The 15,616-nt window shown below is 66.5% G+C and carries 15 protein-coding genes and 1 tRNA gene; 11 read left to right on the forward strand and 5 right to left on the reverse strand.

What is annotated here, in order from left to right; translation table 11 throughout:
• The first annotated feature begins 81 nt into the window (after positions 1–81).
• Entirely contained in the window at positions 82–858 is a 777-nt protein-coding gene (locus BR47_RS0107565; RefSeq protein WP_029119112.1) for an SDR family oxidoreductase, read from the forward strand.
• On the forward strand, positions 851–1,261 hold the full coding sequence (locus BR47_RS0107570; RefSeq protein WP_029119113.1) for a GlcG/HbpS family heme-binding protein: 411 nt from the start codon (positions 851–853) through the stop codon (positions 1,259–1,261). The genes BR47_RS0107565 and BR47_RS0107570 overlap by 8 nt, the downstream gene beginning before the upstream one ends.
• 419 nt (positions 1,262–1,680) lie before the next feature.
• On the opposite strand, the gene BR47_RS31965 is transcribed toward BR47_RS0107570, so the two are convergent.
• Positions 1,681–2,091, reverse strand: coding sequence for a DUF6188 family protein (locus BR47_RS31965; RefSeq protein ID WP_029119114.1), 411 nt, complete (start codon positions 2,089–2,091; stop codon positions 1,681–1,683).
• Positions 2,078–4,171, reverse strand: a complete 2,094-nt coding sequence (locus BR47_RS32965) for a hypothetical protein (protein WP_141772186.1) — start codon at positions 4,169–4,171, stop codon at positions 2,078–2,080. The genes BR47_RS31965 and BR47_RS32965 overlap by 14 nt, the downstream gene beginning before the upstream one ends.
• A gap of 418 nt (positions 4,172–4,589) precedes the next feature.
• On the opposite strand from BR47_RS32965, the gene BR47_RS0107595 reads away from it, so the two are divergent.
• Positions 4,590–4,901, forward strand: coding sequence for a hypothetical protein (locus BR47_RS0107595; protein ID WP_029119116.1), 312 nt, complete (start codon positions 4,590–4,592; stop codon positions 4,899–4,901).
• 231 nt (positions 4,902–5,132) lie between these two features.
• Here BR47_RS0107595 and BR47_RS0107600 read toward each other — a convergent pair.
• Positions 5,133–5,222 (reverse strand) — tRNA-Ser (locus tag BR47_RS0107600).
• Between the two features lie 64 nt (positions 5,223–5,286).
• Between BR47_RS0107600 and BR47_RS0107605 the strand changes: the two genes are divergently transcribed.
• Both BR47_RS0107605 and BR47_RS0107610 read left to right on the forward strand, forming a co-directional pair.
• Positions 5,287–6,258 carry an NAD(P)H-quinone oxidoreductase gene (locus BR47_RS0107605; protein WP_020099499.1) on the forward strand — a complete coding sequence of 324 codons (972 nt, stop codon included), beginning with the start codon at positions 5,287–5,289 and terminating at the stop codon, positions 6,256–6,258.
• Between the two features lie 156 nt (positions 6,259–6,414).
• Positions 6,415–6,813, forward strand: coding sequence for an acyl-CoA thioesterase (locus BR47_RS0107610; RefSeq protein ID WP_029119117.1), 399 nt, complete (start codon positions 6,415–6,417; stop codon positions 6,811–6,813).
• On the opposite strand, the gene BR47_RS0107615 is transcribed toward BR47_RS0107610, so the two are convergent.
• On the reverse strand, positions 6,814–8,010 hold the full coding sequence (locus tag BR47_RS0107615; RefSeq protein ID WP_020099501.1) for a cysteine desulfurase-like protein: 1,197 nt from the start codon (positions 8,008–8,010) through the stop codon (positions 6,814–6,816).
• A 109-nt stretch (positions 8,011–8,119) separates the two neighbouring features.
• On the opposite strand from BR47_RS0107615, the gene BR47_RS0107620 reads away from it, so the two are divergent.
• From BR47_RS0107620 to BR47_RS0107645, 6 genes are all read left to right on the forward strand, one after another.
• Complete coding sequence (locus tag BR47_RS0107620; protein WP_029119118.1) at positions 8,120–10,081, forward strand: DUF6541 family protein; 1,962 nt, start codon at positions 8,120–8,122, stop codon at positions 10,079–10,081.
• A 13-nt stretch (positions 10,082–10,094) separates the two neighbouring features.
• The gene (locus tag BR47_RS0107625; RefSeq protein WP_020099503.1) at positions 10,095–10,625 is read left to right on the forward strand and encodes a bacterial proteasome activator family protein; all 531 of its coding nucleotides are present in this window, start codon (positions 10,095–10,097) and stop codon (positions 10,623–10,625) included.
• Positions 10,626–10,628: 3 nt separating this feature from the next.
• Positions 10,629–11,432: a galactan export ABC transporter ATP-binding subunit Wzt/RfbE gene (gene wzt / locus BR47_RS0107630; RefSeq protein WP_020099504.1), complete on the forward strand. Its 804-nt coding sequence runs from the start codon at positions 10,629–10,631 to the stop codon at positions 11,430–11,432.
• A 5-nt stretch (positions 11,433–11,437) separates the two neighbouring features.
• On the forward strand, positions 11,438–12,376 hold the full coding sequence (gene glfT1, locus BR47_RS29980) for a galactofuranosyltransferase GlfT1 (protein ID WP_051634684.1): 939 nt from the start codon (positions 11,438–11,440) through the stop codon (positions 12,374–12,376).
• Positions 12,373–13,203, forward strand: a complete 831-nt coding sequence (gene wzm / locus BR47_RS0107640; RefSeq protein ID WP_029119119.1) for a galactan export ABC transporter permease subunit Wzm/RfbD — start codon at positions 12,373–12,375, stop codon at positions 13,201–13,203. Before glfT1 ends, wzm begins: the two co-directional genes overlap by 4 nt.
• 184 nt (positions 13,204–13,387) lie before the next feature.
• Entirely contained in the window at positions 13,388–14,023 is a 636-nt protein-coding gene (locus BR47_RS0107645; RefSeq protein WP_029119120.1) for a hypothetical protein, read from the forward strand.
• Positions 14,024–14,105: 82 nt separating this feature from the next.
• Here BR47_RS0107645 and BR47_RS0107650 read toward each other — a convergent pair whose 3' ends face one another.
• On the reverse strand, positions 14,106–15,557 hold the full coding sequence (locus tag BR47_RS0107650; RefSeq protein ID WP_029119121.1) for a hypothetical protein: 1,452 nt from the start codon (positions 15,555–15,557) through the stop codon (positions 14,106–14,108).
• Between the last annotated feature and the right edge of the window lie 59 nt (positions 15,558–15,616).

A 15,616-nucleotide genomic window follows, 5' to 3' on the forward strand; every position in this document is an offset into this window, starting at 1 on the left:
GGGAAGAGGGCTTTCGTGAACAAACACGCTTTCGTCCTCAGCCCACTCGCGTATCCACCACACCAAGATGTATAGGAAACGATGTCGAAGAAGATTCTGATCACCGGAGCCAGTTCGGGATTCGGTCGCGGAGCCGCGATCGAACTCGCCCGCCGCGGACACGAAGTCGTCGCAACCGCCGAGGCGTGGCCGCTGGTTCGCAGCCTTCGGGCCGACGCTGCCGCCGCCGGGGTCACGCTCGAGGTGATCAAGCTCAATCTGCTCGATGAGATCGACGTCGACCACGCGGGCAGCTTCGACCCGGACATACTCGTCCTCAATGCCGGGGTGATGGAGAGCGGATCTGTCATCGACATTCCGCTGCAGCGAGTGCGAGAGTCATTTGAGATCAACGTCTTTGGGCACCTGGCGCTGGCGCAGAAGATCGTGCCGAAGATGGTCGCGCGCAGATCTGGAAAAGTGGTGTGGACCTCATCGATGGGCGGAATCCTGGTCATCCCGTTCGTCGGCGTCTACTGCGCCACCAAGCACGCCATCGAGGGCATCGCCGGCTCGATGCGCGCCGAGCTGGAGCCCTACGGCGTCAAGGTCGCCACGGTCAATCCAGGCGTCTTCGGCACCGGATTCAACGACACCGGGGCTGAAAGCCACGTGCAGTGGTACGACGCCGAGAAGGCCGTCATCCCCATGCCGGACTTCGGTGACAGCCTCGCCGACCAGTACGACCCGCAAGAGATGATCGACGCGATGGTCGAGATCATCCCCGCCGAGGACCACCCGTACCGCACGATGCGTCCACTGGCCACGATCGACGTCGCAAAGCAGTGGCAGGAATCGGAGTGGACCCAGAATGCCTGAGCTCACCCTCGAATACGCGCATCGCCTCATCGCCCGAGGCTCCAATTCCGCGAAATCCAAAGGCATGCAGGCGGTTTTCGCCGTTCTGGACAAGGGTGCGAATCTGGTGGCCTTCTCCCGCATGGACGGCGCCTGGCTGGCATCCAATGAGCTGGCCATCGCCAAGGCACGTACTGCGGTGATGTTCCAGGCACCCACCGACGCCCTCAGCGCACCACTGCAACTCGGGGTGCCGCAGCTGCATTTCGACCACATCCACCACGGGGGGCTGCTTCTGGTCGGCGGCGGCGTACCGCTGTTCGACGGAGCCGGCGAACTGATCGGCGGCCTGGGCGTCTCCGGTGGCACACCGGAGCAGGACGCCGCCCTGGCCGTCACGACCGCAAACGGCGCAGGCGACTGATTGGCAGCCCCGGCTCGGGGGGTCCGGGGCTGCAACACGTTTCGCTACCGCCAAGGGGACCAGGCGGCCATGACGCCGACGTGGCCGACGCAGCGACCATTCGCGTGACAGCTACCGGTTACCGTTGAAACCGGTGTTGTCCGACAACAGATCCCGCAGTGCCTCACTGCCGTCACCGCAGTGCGGGCCGAGCGGGCTACCGGTTATCGGGTTAGTACCACCGCGCTGCGCCAGGCGTCGATGCCGCACCCCAAGACGCTCGCAGTTGTCTAAGCAGCTCGTCGAGCGCTTCCCATAGTTCGCCTTCGGGCGTAAACGTCGGCCAGCGCTGCTTCACCCACGGAATCTTCCATGTCTGGAGCCGCCCCAACAGCACAATAGAACCGCTGCCGGAACATACGAGCATCTGCTATCGCGTTTCAGCCACCGGCTGGGAACTCACCGTCGGCTATCGGAGCGATACCGCTCCATATCGCCAACTCGCCGCCAGCCATGCATACGATGACCAGGCCATCCGGGCCTGTCGCAGTCCAGGCCTCGTACTCCTTGTCAGGCTCAACCACAATCTGAGAACCGTCTTCAAATTCCAGCGAAAGCGACCCGTTATCGCTGATGCGAGATGTGGAAACGCGTTTCCCGACCAGGCTGTACATGGTTTCGAACGCTTCGGGCCGATCGGTGTCTGGTGTCAAGTACAGCGATTTACCTTGGGCGTCCAGGGTAAATGAACCTTCTATCCGTACGAAATGCTCTGCGGTGAAGTAGAGGCGTGCGGTGAAGTCAACGCACAGTTCGCTAAGAGTCAGCCCGCTGAAATCAATGTTGGACATCCCACCCCTTTGGTATCGGATATGAGCCATCTGGGTTACGCGGGATATGAGCTTCAGCTCTGTTCGCGGGCTTCCCGTCGAGCCCGATCGGCTGGTTGTACTGGTTCGTGAATTTTACGTACCCGTCGGGATACCTGGGGTCAGCGCCCGGGTCCATAACGCGGACAGAATTCGAATCCTGCGTCGAGCCGGGCTTTTGGTAGATCATGCCCTTCCCGTTGTTTGTAACTCGGGCATTCCAACCTGGTTGGGTACCGGCGGGGGGCTTACCTCCCGGACGTGCGGCACGCATCCCAGCGCCATCCTCGCCTTCCCCAGGGAGAACGTGGGCTCCTGTTTCCGGGTCCACCCCGTTCGGTGGCGTGCCGCCAGGGTGCATCACCATCGGTGCGTGATGATGGAGAGGATTGGGGTCGTCGAATTCAATGTCGGTCTTGAATAGGTCCCCAGACTGTTTTACAACTCGTGCGGACTCGTGTTCCTTGGCCGGGTCCTGAGCTCCTTGCTGTGCCGTTTGTGCGCCTTGCTGCGTCGCTTGCTGACCGGCTTGTTGGGAGCCGCGTCGGGTGGCCGCCGCCGCAAGGTCGGTGGGATCGACCGGGTTGTTGTCGGGCTCCTTCGTCGGCGTCCCGGGCTTCTGGTTCTGCGGCTGCTGCACCTGTTCGGCGGCATGCTGGTTGGCCGGGTTCGGGGATTGCTGCTGGCCCGGTTGTAGCTGGCTTTGGGACTGCTCCGCTGGCTGCTGTTGCGGGCCCTGCTGAGCCGGGACTTGTTGCACCGGCTGTTCGGGCGCTTGGGCGGGCTGCTGGGCCGAGCCTTGCTGAGGTGCAGGTGCCGAGTACTGAGGCGCGGGCGCCTGTGACGGCAGCGGAGCGTCATAGTCGGGTGGCTGAACACCGTTGGCCGGTGGACCGGGTTGCCCTTGCTGGGGGTAGCCGCCTTGTGCCGGGTAGCCACCTTGGCCCGACGACGGGTTATAGATGGATATGCCGTTGTTTTGGTCGGGACCGGGGTATCCGGAGTTCGCTCCCCCTTGGTATTGCCCTGGCGGGTCAGGCATTTGGGGCGGCTGGAACTGAGAGGGGTTGGGCCCGAACGAGCCTGATCCGCCGCTGCCGCCGCAGTCTGGTGGGCAGTCAGCACGCGCCCGGGGCATCGCGCCGGGTCCACTGTACGAGTCGGGCACGGCCAAACCGAACGCAGTAGCCGAGAACCACAGCAGCGCAACAACTGCGGCACCGGCACGCATCTGGCTCATCGGGGTGGCACCACCGCCAGGGGTGTGCGGGCGATGTGTCCAGGCCCACCACCCGGACAGGGCACCCCACCACCACGTGTTCGCCACAAGCCCGACAGCCAACAGTGCCACGATCGCGGCGAGGGCAGCGGCGGGGTCACCGCCGAGCAGCCACCCCGACACCCGAGGCACGACGTACTCGGACAGCGCCACCACCGCAGCGCCACCGGCCAACAGCATCACGCCCAGACCCGGATGCGACGACCACCATGATGCCCACCGATCACGGTGGTGGAGGCCGCCGTAGACCGAGCCACGGCGGCGGTCGCCCGAACGCGATAGCAGTAGCGCCGCAAGGTTTTTGGCACCACCGAACAACAGGGAGCCGGCCACAACGATCACCGCGACCTGCACCAGCGCCGACATCAGCATCGAGCCAGCGGCGGTGCTCGTGGCGTGGGCCCACCAGGTGGCCGCGTAGCCACGCATCACCCACCAGATGCCCACGGCGCCAACAGCTATCGCGGCCAGCGCCCGCACCAGCGGCGGAACCGCCGACATCGGCGCGACTGCAGCTGCGCTGAGTGGAGCCAACGCTCGCCGGATCAGGGTGATGCCTTTGCCCAGGGCTGTAAACGCGGCCAGCAGCAACACCACCGAACCTACCGATACGACGCCCGGCGAGAGGACGTGCAGACCCCACACCCCAGCCACCAGAAGCGCTGCCCCAGTGATGCCCGCGGCAAAACCGCTCAGAGGCGGTGGTGCGCTCAGTGCGGTCGACAGCGGCTCTGTGACCGATCCAGCGCTATCACGATTGGCACCGGTAATGGCGTTGCTCATGCTTTAGCCCTTCGTCACCGCAGGCAGTTGAGCCGGTCGGGCATCGGCGACCACGAGGTAAGCGTCGGTGGCGTTGGCATCCACCGATCGGGCATCGGCTGCGGATCGGCGACGGCCATACCCGCCGCGGATGCACATCCAGCAACAGATACAGCGAACACCACCGACGTCGCAGCCACACGCCGCGACGAACGTCCAAATACGACCATGCACGAGTCCCCCTGTGAAGACCAGCCTCAAGCCCCCCGGCTCGCTTGGTCTTTCACGTACTACGGCGAACAATCGCATAAGCTGACTGATGCGTCAACCCGTACGCGTACCCAAAAACGAAGCAAATCAGTTAATCGACCTAATGGAGATCGATTAACTCGACTCCTGTGTCACACTCGGTTCATCGCAGACTTCTGGGGAGGAAAATATGCGGACCGTGATGCGGGCTTGTGTGGTGATGTTGGGGGTGGCCGTCTCGGGGATGACCGCGCCGGTGGGGGCCGCGGCGCCCGGCGACCAAGGACCGGGGCTGGTGGCGGTGCAGTGCCAGGTGTGGGCGAGCAACGGCTTCGGGATGGGCGGCATGCCCGGTGTGGGCATGGGTTTCGGTATGAAGCAATGGGCGGGCACCGTCATCGGGCGGGGCCCCGACGAGGGTGCGGCACGCGCTGACGCCGAACGGCAAATGTGGGGTCCGTACGGGATGTCACCTGAGCTGCGCGATTGCGTGCCCGCATAGATTCGACAGCAGGGAGGCTAGCGCCGATTGAGTGTTGTTGCGGCGCAAACTGTTTGAGAGGGCCTGGTCAAGCCGTGGTTGTTTTTCGGTGGACACAATCACGATCCGGGCGTTGCTGTCACGCGGCGAGAAAAGCGCTCTACCGCAACAACGACGCCAGAACGCTGTCCTGATCAGTTTCAACGAGAAAAAATCGAACCCAGCTGACGCTGGGTTCGAAGGTCGAACGTTTGGCGGTGGCGGAGGGATTTGAACCCCCGGTTGGGTTTAACCAACTCTCGCTTTCAAGGCGAGTGCATTAGGCCGCTCTGCCACGCCACCGCCGAACAGCCTAAGGGGTCCGGGCCCGAACAACCTCAGAGGGTCCGTGTGTAGCGTTGCGGCTATGCGCGCCATCGTCGTCGAATCCCCAGGTCAGCTGGCATGGTCCGAGGTCCCGGACGTAACGGCCAAAGCGGGCGAGGTCGTCATCGACGTCGCGGCCGCCGGAGTGAACCGGGCCGACCTGCTGCAAGCCGCGGGCCTCTATCCCCCGCCGCCGGGCGCCAGCGACATTCTCGGGCTGGAGGTTTCCGGCGTCGTCTCCGAGGTCGGTGCAGGCGTCGGGAACTGGGCTGTCGGTGACGAGGTGTGCGCCCTGCTGGCCGGCGGCGGCTACGCCGAGAAGGTGGCCGTGCCCGCGGCCCAGGTCATGCCGATCCCCGCGGGGGTGAGCCTGCAGCATGCGGCCGGTCTGCCGGAGGTCGCCGCCACAGTGTGGTCCAACCTGTCCATGACCGCGCATCTGCGGTCCGGCCAGCTGGTGCTGCTGCACGGCGGCGCCAGCGGCATCGGCACGCATGCGATCCAGGTCACGCACGCACTGGGCGCCCGCGTCGCAGTCACCGCGTCACTCGAAAAGCTGGAGCTGTGCCGTGAACTGGGCGCCGACATCCTGATCAACTACCGCGACGAGGACTTCGTCGAGCGGATCACCGAGGCGGGCGGCGCCGACGTCATCTTCGACATCATGGGTGCGGCGTACCTGGACCGGAACATCGACGCACTCGCACCCGACGGCCGCGTGGTGATCATCGGCATGCAGGGCGGCGTCAAGGGCGAACTGAACATCGCCAAGCTGCTGGGCAAACGGGCCGGCGTCATCGCCACCGCGTTGCGCTCCCGCCCGCTCGACGGGCCGTCCGGCAAGGCTGCGGTGATTTCCGAAGTCGTGCAACATGTTTGGCCCATGATCGCCGACGGCCGGGTGCGGCCGATCATCGGCGCCGAGCTGCCCATCGAGCAGGCGGCGGCAGCCCATCAGCTTCTGCAGGCGGGCGCCGTGTCCGGGAAAGTGCTTCTGCAAGTCAGGGATTGAGCTTGCCGAAATTGACCCCAGGGCAGTTTCGAGGCCGGTTTTCCGCCACCAGGTCACGCACGCGGCGATACCCGCGCTGATTCAGCGGGCACGGCCAAAAGGCCGAAAGCGCAACGCCCTGAACGCAGCATCAATCAAGACAGATAAGTTGGCGCTGTGACGTTCACGTACACCGCGCCGGTCCGCTATCTCGAGGTCGACCAGCAGGGCGTGGTCTTCAACATGTGGTACCTGGCTTACATGGACGAGGCCTTCGGCGCGTTCATCGCGCAGACAGCGTCGTGGCGCGACATCTTCGAGGCGGGCGTCGACGCCCAGGTGGTGCACACCGAACTGGACTGGTCGGGCTCCCTGAAGTGGGGCGACCAGATTCACGTCGACGTCACGGTGCCGGCCCGGGGACGCACGTCGTTCACCGTCGAATTCCTCATCCACGCAGGCGATTCCACGCACCCGCTCGTCACCGCGCGGACCGTCTACGTCTGCATCGCGACCGACGGCTCCGGGAAGGTCGAACCTCCGCAGCTGCTGCTCGACGCGCTGGACTACGCGTAACTAGCCGAGCGACGCAAGCGCCCGGACGAGCTGGTCCACTTCGGCGGTCGTCGTGTAGTGACCGAGACCGACCGTCACGGCGCCGCCGATGTCATTGACGCCGATGGCCTCCAGCACCCGGGAGTTGCCGTCCGACACGGCCAGCACGCCGTTGTCGGCGAGCCGGCTGATCACGGTGTCGGCCGGCACACCCTGGACCGCGAAGCTCAGCACCGGAATGGCGGCCTCGGGTGCGCCGAGCACCATGACCAACGGCAACGACCGCAGCGAGTTGCGCAGGTACCCGAACACCCGGCCGAGATAGGCCTCCGCCGACTGCATGGAGCGCGCGAGCCGTTCGCGGCGCGTGCCGGTGGCCGCGTCGTCGAGGTTGGCCAGGTACTCGATGCTGGCGACGACGCCACCGAGCAGCCCGAACTGGTGCGCGCCGACCTCCAGGCGCGCGGCGCCCGTGGCGTTCGGATCCAGTGAAACCGTCGCCAAGGTGTCGATCATCGCGGGATCGCGGAACACCAGCGCACCGATCGGCGGGCCACCCCACGCGATCGCGTTGAGCGCCACCACATCGGCGTCGACGTCATTGATGTCCAGCAGGCGGTAGGGCGCGGCCACCGAGTGGTCGACGACGACCATGCCGCCGTTCTCGCGCGCCATCTTGGTCACGGGCCGCAGATCGGTGACGGTGCCGAGCTTCGACGACGCCGAGGTGATCGCGATCAACCGGGTCGGCCGGGTGATGAGCGTCTCCCACTGCCAGCTGGGCAGTTCGCCGGTCTCGATGTCGACCTCGGCCCACTTCACCTTGGCGCCATAGCGATTCGCGGCCCGCAGCCACGGGGCGATGTTGGCCTCGTCGTCCAGGCGGGTGACGACCACTTCGTAACCCAGGCCCGACCGCGACGCGGATGCCTCGGCCAGCGAGTTCAGGAGGACAGCGCGGTCCGCGCCGAACACCACGCCGCGCGGGTCACCACCGACGAGATCGGCGACCGCCTGTCGCGCGGCGGTCAGGACCGCGGCGCTGCGCTGCGCGGCCGGGTGCGGCCCGGCGGCCGACGACATGGATCCGCGGAAGGCGGTCGAAACAGTGGTCGCTACCGAGTCCGGCAGCAGCATGCCGGTCGGCGCGTCGAAGTGCACCCAGCCGCCGCCCAGTGACGGGTGCAGACCGCGCACCCGGGCGACGTCGTATGCCATGCCATGCCAACCTTCGAGCGATTCAGGCCTGCCAGCCAATTTTTTCCGGCGGGCGCGCCCCGCTGCACGCCGGCGAAAGCCGGGCCACCCGAACAGCCATACTAGTGCAGTGAGCTTGGCGTCCGGCGTCCTTGTCGCCCTGTTGATCATGGTGGTCCCTGGAGCAATCACCGCACGTGTAGCACAGCTAACCTGGCCCGTTGCCATCGCAGTCGGCCCCGCAGTGACCTACGGCATCGTCGCATTGGCCGTCGTCCCACTCGGTGCCGTCGGCGTTCCGTGGAACGGCTGGACGGCTTTGCTGTCATTCGTCATCGTGGTCGCAGTGGTGGCCGGACTTCGTCGTGCGCTGCGACGCTATCGGGACACCGCGGCCGAGGCCCTCGCGATCACCCGCGGCCCGGCCCTGTTCGTCGCGGCGGGCATCATCGTCGGCGCGACGGCAATCGCAATTTCAGCAATCCTCGGCATGCCACATTGGCAATCCATTCCGAGCACCTGGGACTCCGTCTGGCACGGCAACACCATCCGCTGGATTCTCGACGTCGGTCAGGCCTCGCCCACCCATATGGGTGAGCTTCGTAACGTCGAGACGCACGCGTTGCTGTACTACCCGTCGACCTTCCACGCCCTGGCCGCCGTCTTCTGCCAACTCACCGGCGCCGCCCCCGCGACGGCCTACACCCTGCACTCCCTGGCGGCCTCGATCTGGCTGTTCCCCGTCAGCGCGGCGAGCCTGACGTGGGCCATGGTCCGGCCCCACGCCTGCCAGCGCTGGAGCGCCGGAGCCGCCGCCGCGGCGGGCGCGCTGGCGGCGTCGTTCACCTCGGTTCCCTACGTCGAATTCGACGTCGCCGCCGTCCCCAACCTGGTGGCCTACGGTCTCGCCGGGCCGACGACCGTGCTGATCATGTCGTGCTTGCGGCACCGCGACCGGATCCCGGTGGCCGTCATCGCCCTGATCGGCGTGTTCTCCACCCACATCACGGGCGGCGTCGTCGTCGTCACGTTTGTCGGTGCCTGGTGGCTGTGCGACACCCTGCGGCATCCGGTGCGCGGCCGGCTCGCCGACTTCCTGACCCTGCTCACCGTCGCCGTGCCGTCGCTGCTGCTGTTGCTTCCCCAGTTCATCGGGGTGCTGGCGCAGGCCGACATCATCGTCGGGCACGCCTTCGTCACGCACCAGACCCGGCTCCGGGTGCTGTTCAACGCCATCGTGCAGCACACGCGCCACCTCAACGACTACCCGATTCAGAACATGCTGATCGCGCTCGGCGGCATCGGCGGTCTGATCCTGCTGCTCAAACGCGTCTGGTGGCCGGCGTTCGTGTGGGTGGTGCTGATGGTCGCGATCGTGCATTCCGGTGCGCCGTTCGGCGGCCCGATCGGCGCCCTCATCGGGTCGTACGCCGACCTCTACTACAGCGACCCGCGCCGGCTGTCTGCCGTCGTGACCCTGCTGATCACGCCGTTCGCCGGCATCGCGCTGTTCGCGATCATCAAGTTCGCCGTCGACTGGCTGCGGAAGCGGGCACCCCGCACCGAACGGTTCTGGGCCGTGGTGGCGGTGGCCCTGCTCGCCTTCTCGACCGTCGGCCTGGCCTGGCACTACTTCCCGCGGCACCGCTACCTGATCGGCCAGAAGTACGACCGGATCATGGTCAACGACAAGAATCTCGAGGCCTTCGCCTACCTGGCGACACTGCCCGGCGCCAAGGACACCTTGATCGGCAACGCGAACACCGACGGCACGTCGTGGATGTACGCGGTGGCCGGGCTGCACCCGCTGTGGACCCACTACGACTACCCGCAGCAGCAGGGCCCGGGCTACCACCGCTTCATCTTCTGGGCCTACGCCGACGACGCCGACACCGATCGGCGCGTCGCGGAGGCCGTGCACGCCCTGAACATCCGGTACGTGATCACCAGCTCGACCATCGTCAAGGGGTTCGTCATGCCCGACGGACTAGTGTCGCTGGATAAGTCGAAGTCGTGGGCGAAGATCTACGACAACGGACGGTCCCGTATCTACGAGTGGCGCGGCGACACCGCCGCACCGGCGAACAGATAGGAACACTGCAGGCATGACGCTGAAACCAGAAGACGACGACGACAACATCGAGGTCATCGGCGGGGACCTGGCGTTGGGCGGGGAACCGGGACAGGACCCCGACCACGGCGACGAAGGCAAGTCGCTGACCGACCTGGTCGAGCAGCCGGCCAAGGTCATGCGCATCGGCACCATGATCAAGCAGCTGCTGGAAGAAGTGCGCTCCGCGCCGCTGGACGAGGCCAGCCGGAACCGCCTGCGCGACATCCACCGGTCGAGCATCCAGGAGCTCGAAGACGGCCTGGCCCCGGAGCTGACCGAGGAGCTGGAGCGGCTGTCGCTGCCGTTCTCCGAGGACAAGGTGCCGTCGGCCGCCGAGCTCCGCATCGCGCAGGCCCAGCTGGTCGGCTGGCTCGAAGGCCTGTTCCACGGCATCCAGACTGCCCTGTTCGCGCAGCAGATGGCCGCCCGCGCGCAGCTCGAGCAGATGCGCCAGGGCGCCCTGCCGCCCGGCGCCGACGGTGGCCGCGGCCCGTTCCAGTCCGGCACCGGTCAGTACCTGTAGACCGTGTCCGAACCGCATATCTCCACGCAGAACGCGTGGGTCGAATTCCCGATCTTCGACGCCAAGTCCCGTTCATTGAAGAAGGCCTTCCTGGGCAAGGCCGGTGGCGGGATCAACCGCAACGAATCGAATGTCGTTGTGATCGAAGCGCTTCGGGACATCACGATGTCGCTCAAGATGGGTGACCGGGTGGGACTCGTCGGGCACAACGGCGCCGGCAAGTCGACGCTGCTGCGTCTACTGTCGGGCATCTACGAACCGACGCGCGGTTCGGCGACCGTCCGCGGCCGCGTGGCCCCGGTCTTCGACCTGGGTGTCGGCATGGATCCGGAGATCTCCGGTTTCGAGAACATCATCATCCGTGGCCTGTTCCTCGGGCAGACCCGCAAGCAGATGCTGGCCAAAGTCGACGAGATCGCCGAGTTCACCGAACTCGGCGAGTACCTGTCGATGCCGCTGCGCACGTACTCCACGGGTATGCGCGTGCGCCTGGCCATGGGCGTGGTCACCAGCATCGACCCCGAGATCCTGCTGCTCGACGAGGGCATCGGCGCCGTCGACGCGGAGTTCCTGAAGAAGGCGCGCACCCGGCTGCAAGCCCTGGTGGAACGCTCCGGAATCTTGGTTTTCGCAAGCCATTCCAACGAATTCCTGGCCCGGCTGTGTCAGACCGCGATGTGGGTCGACCACGGCACCATCCGCATGACCGGCGGCATCGAGGACGTCGTGCGCGCCTATGAGGGCGAGGACGCGGCCCGGCACGTGCGCGAGGTGCTCGAAGAGAACGAGCGCGAGCGCCAGGCGTGACCGACATGTTGTGCGCGGTGATCGTCACCCACCGGCGGCCGGAGTTGTTGGCGAAATCCCTTGCCGTGGTGTGCTCCCAGACGCGACTGCCCGACCACGTCGTCGTCGTCGACAATGACAACGACCCGGCGGTGCGGGCTCTCGTGGAGTCCCAGCCGGTCGCGACGACGTACCTCGGTTCGGCCCGGAACCTGGGCGGCGCAGGCGGTTTCGCGCTGGGCATCCTGCATGCCCTGGCCTTGGGCGCCGAGTGGGTGTGGCTCGCCGACGACGACGGACGCCCCGCCGATTCGTCGGTGCTCGCAACACTGCTGGACTGCGCGGACAAGCACGGCCTGGCCGAGGTGTCGCCCATGGTGTGCGACCTGAATGAGCCTGCCCGCCTGGCCTTTCCGCTGCGCCGTGGGTTGGTGTGGCGGCGGTATGTGTCCGAGTTGCAGGTCGACGCCGGATCTGGCCCTGGCGCCGGGGACGATTTATTACCCGGCATCGCATCGTTGTTCAACGGCGCGCTGTTCCGGGCCGCGACGCTGGAAGCCGTTGGCGTGCCGGACATCCGGCTGTTCGTCCGCGGCGACGAAGTCGAGGTGCACCGCCGGCTCGTCCGCTCCGGTCTGCCGTTCGGCACCTGCCTGAACGCGGTGTACCTGCACCCGCAGGGGTCCGACGAATTCAAGCCGATCCTCGGCGGCCGCATGCACACGCAGTACCCCGACGACGCCACCAAGCGCTATTTCACGTACCGCAACCGCGGATACCTGCAATCCCAGCCCGGTCTGCGCAAGCTGGTTCCCCAGGAGTGGGTGCGGTTCGGGTGGTACTTCCTGATCACCCGTCGCGATCCGGCCGGGTTGCGTGAGTGGATGCGGTTGCGCCGCTTGGGACGAGACGAGAAGTTCAGCAGGCCCGGTTCGGGCGGACCCACGACAGGAGGACAGCGATGACGTTCACCGACGCGGCCGCGCAGTCCAAGACGCTGCGCCGCGCCTGGGGCGATCTGGTGACCGGCTTCGGCAAGCGCGAGCTCTGGCTGCACCTGGGCTGGCAGGACATCAAGCAGCGCTACCGCCGCTCGGTGCTGGGTCCCATCTGGATCACCATCGCGACCGGCACCATGGCCGTGGCGCTCGGCGGCCTGTACTCCCAGCTGTTTCATCTGCCGCTGGCCGAGCATCTGCCCTACGTGACGCTGGGCCTGATCATCTGGAATCTGATCAACGCGTCGATCCTCGAAGGCGCCGACGTGTTCATCGCCAATGAGGGCCTCATCAAACAACTTCCGACGCCGCTGTCGGTGCACGTCTACCGGTTGGTGTGGCGGCAGGTGCTGCTGTTCGCGCACAACATCATCATCTTCGTGATCATCGCGATCATCTTCCCCAAGCCGTGGTCGTGGGCCGACCTGTCCGTGATCCCGGCCTTGGCGCTGATCGTGGCCAACTGCGTCTGGGTCGCGTTGTGTTTCGGCATCCTGGCCACGCGCTACCGGGACATCAGCCCGCTGCTCGCGAGCCTGGTGCAGCTGCTGTTCTACATCACGCCAATCATCTGGAACGACCAGACGCTGCGTCTCCAGGGCGCGGGCACCTGGTCGAAAATCATTGAGCTGAACCCACTTCTGCACTACGTGGACATCGTCCGCGCGCCGCTGCTGGGCGAGCCCCAGGAGCTGAGGCACTGGCTCGTGGTCATCACGCTGACCATTGTGGGCTGGGTCGTTGCGGCGATCGCGATGCGCCAGTACCGGGCCCGCGTGCCGTACTGGGTGTAGTCCAGAACTCGAAGGCTGTTGCACGCGACGTGGGGTTTCGGCGGCGCAATGTCGGGTAGGTCACTGCGCCGGGCTTAGCTCGTAGTCTGCGGGGCTCCGGCCGGTCACCTCAGCGTCACCTCGGGTTCGGTGGCGCGGAGTTCAATTGGGGCGACCGGCTTTCCGCGTTCCAACAGGAGCAACCATGACCATCACCGAAACCCCCACCACCAACGAAACCGCGAACGGGCAGGTCATCGAGGCCGAGCTCGTCGCGACCGCTGAGGCCGCCGCCGAAGAGGCGACCAACACCGGCCTCGCCATCCGCGAGGTGCTGAGCGGCGTGCTCGAGCGTCAGCTCGACGCCGGCCACAGCCTCACCCGCCAGCTGGTCAGCGCGACCTCCGCCGCCACCGAAGCGGTCGTCGAGTCGCCGGCCAAGGTCATCTCCTCCATCCGCGACGGCGCCACCCTGCCGGACGCGGTGAGCGAGACCGGCTCGGCCGTTCAGGACGTGCTGGCCGAGTCGGGCCGCGACATCCGCAGCGCCGTTGGCGAATACGTCGGCCGCAACGCCGTCGGACCCAACGCCATCATCGCCGGTGCATCTCAGGTGGCCGGCTCGCTGGTCCGCGCCCAGGGCGCCCTGACGGCGACCGCCGTGGACGGTCTGTTCACCGTCGCCGGCACCGCGGCCCAGGGTGTCGAGGATGTGCGCGAGGTCGCCACCCGCGAGTGGGGCGAGCTGCGCACCACCGCGACGTCGGCCCGCGAGGCCATCGAGGCGCAGGTTTCGGCCTCGCGCGAAAGCATCCGGGACGCTTTCGACACCACTGCTTGATCGACCGCGACGCTCGGGATCGGTCGGAGTACGGGCCGATCCCGAGCACCAGCGCGTCCAGGCTCAGGGCACCAACTGGCTGTTACTCACCGCCGGCCTTGGCCGAATGGCGATCGCTCTTGCCCGCACCCTGTGACTTGCCGGCCGAATCGCTCGAGTGACCGCTGTTGGCACCGGAGCCCGACGCGGCGTTGTCCGCGCCCTTCGCCTTCGCGTGGTCCCGCTTGGTTTTCGGGGTGCTCTTGCGAGTCGGGGTCGTCGTCCCGTCATCGGCACTCTTGGTCCCGTCTGCGGTGGACGCCCCGGTAGCGCCGTCCGCACTGCTCGACGACTTGGCACCGCGCGTCGGGCGATCCTGTTTCGCCGCGGGCGCGGCTGAGTCGGTCGCATCAGCCGCCGGAGCCGATGCCTCGCCCTTGTCGGACGCGGCGGGCTTGGTCGCGGACGTGGAGTCGGCGCCGGCGTCGGTCGCGGGTGCCGCAGCGTTGTCGTCAGCGGCCACCGCGGACTTGTCGGCCCCGGTCTTGTCGGCTGCGGTCTTGTCCGCACCGGTCTTCTCGGAGGCCGTCTTGTCCGGCGACGCAGTCGGAGCCACCGCGAGCGGACTCGCCGCCGCTGCCGGCTTGGCGGTCAGCGCCACCTTCGCGTCAATCGAGACGGAGACCGTCGCCGACGCCGGCGACGGAACACTGACTGCGGCGGCGGGCGGCGGAGTCACCGGCTTGATCGCGGTTGCGATGATGCCCAACGCATTCCGCAGGCCTTGCACGATGCCGTTCGGCCCGAGAATCCCCGCACCGTCGCCGTTGTAACCGTTGAGCAAGGCACCGGTGATGGACCCGGGCATCGCAACGATCGCGTTCACGACAGCACCCAGATTCTTCGCGCTGAACGCGTTGACCACGTTCTGCAGTCCGTCGCCGGTGGCGGTCACGACGTCACTCATCACCGCGAGCAACGGCAATCCGGCCGTCAGAACCCAACCCATACCGGTCGGTGAGGTGATGGCGGTGTCGATCACGTTCAGCATGTTCTGCACCGGCTTGCGGAATGCCGCTTGCACATCGGTGAGGATGCTGGTGGTCAGGATCGGCAGGACAAAGGGCGTGAGCACCGCGCTGTACAACGTCTGCACCGCGTCAGCGACATGCCCGGCGGCGAGCTGCTGGAAGGCCTGCTTCAAGGATTCCGGCGTAGAGCCCAACTGCTGACCGACCGCAACCAAGTAATCCCGCACGGATCCACCGACGGCGACGGCACTGGCGATCTGGTTCCGTACCACCTGGCCGAGGACGGGGGCCGGGTCTGCGATCACGTCGGTGACGATGCCCTTGGTGTTCTGCAGCGCCTCGGTGATGATCTGCCCCCACTGGGTGATCGGGTTCACCTGCGCAGCAAGTTGCACGGCACTTGCGTGCAGTGCCGGCAGGTGCAGATCCGGCACCGGCTGATGGGTTACCGGAGCCAGGGCGATGACCCCGGCGCCAATCAGTGCGACGCCCGTCGTGAGGCTGGAGCGAACTGCGATTTGCATGGTGCTTCCCCGAAGGTAGATGTGATATTGACCACAGCACCATAAATCCATATTGCCGC

This window comes from Mycobacterium sp. UNC410CL29Cvi84, from assembly GCF_000686745.1.
GTDB classification, from domain to species: domain Bacteria; phylum Actinomycetota; class Actinomycetes; order Mycobacteriales; family Mycobacteriaceae; genus Mycobacterium; species Mycobacterium mucogenicum_B.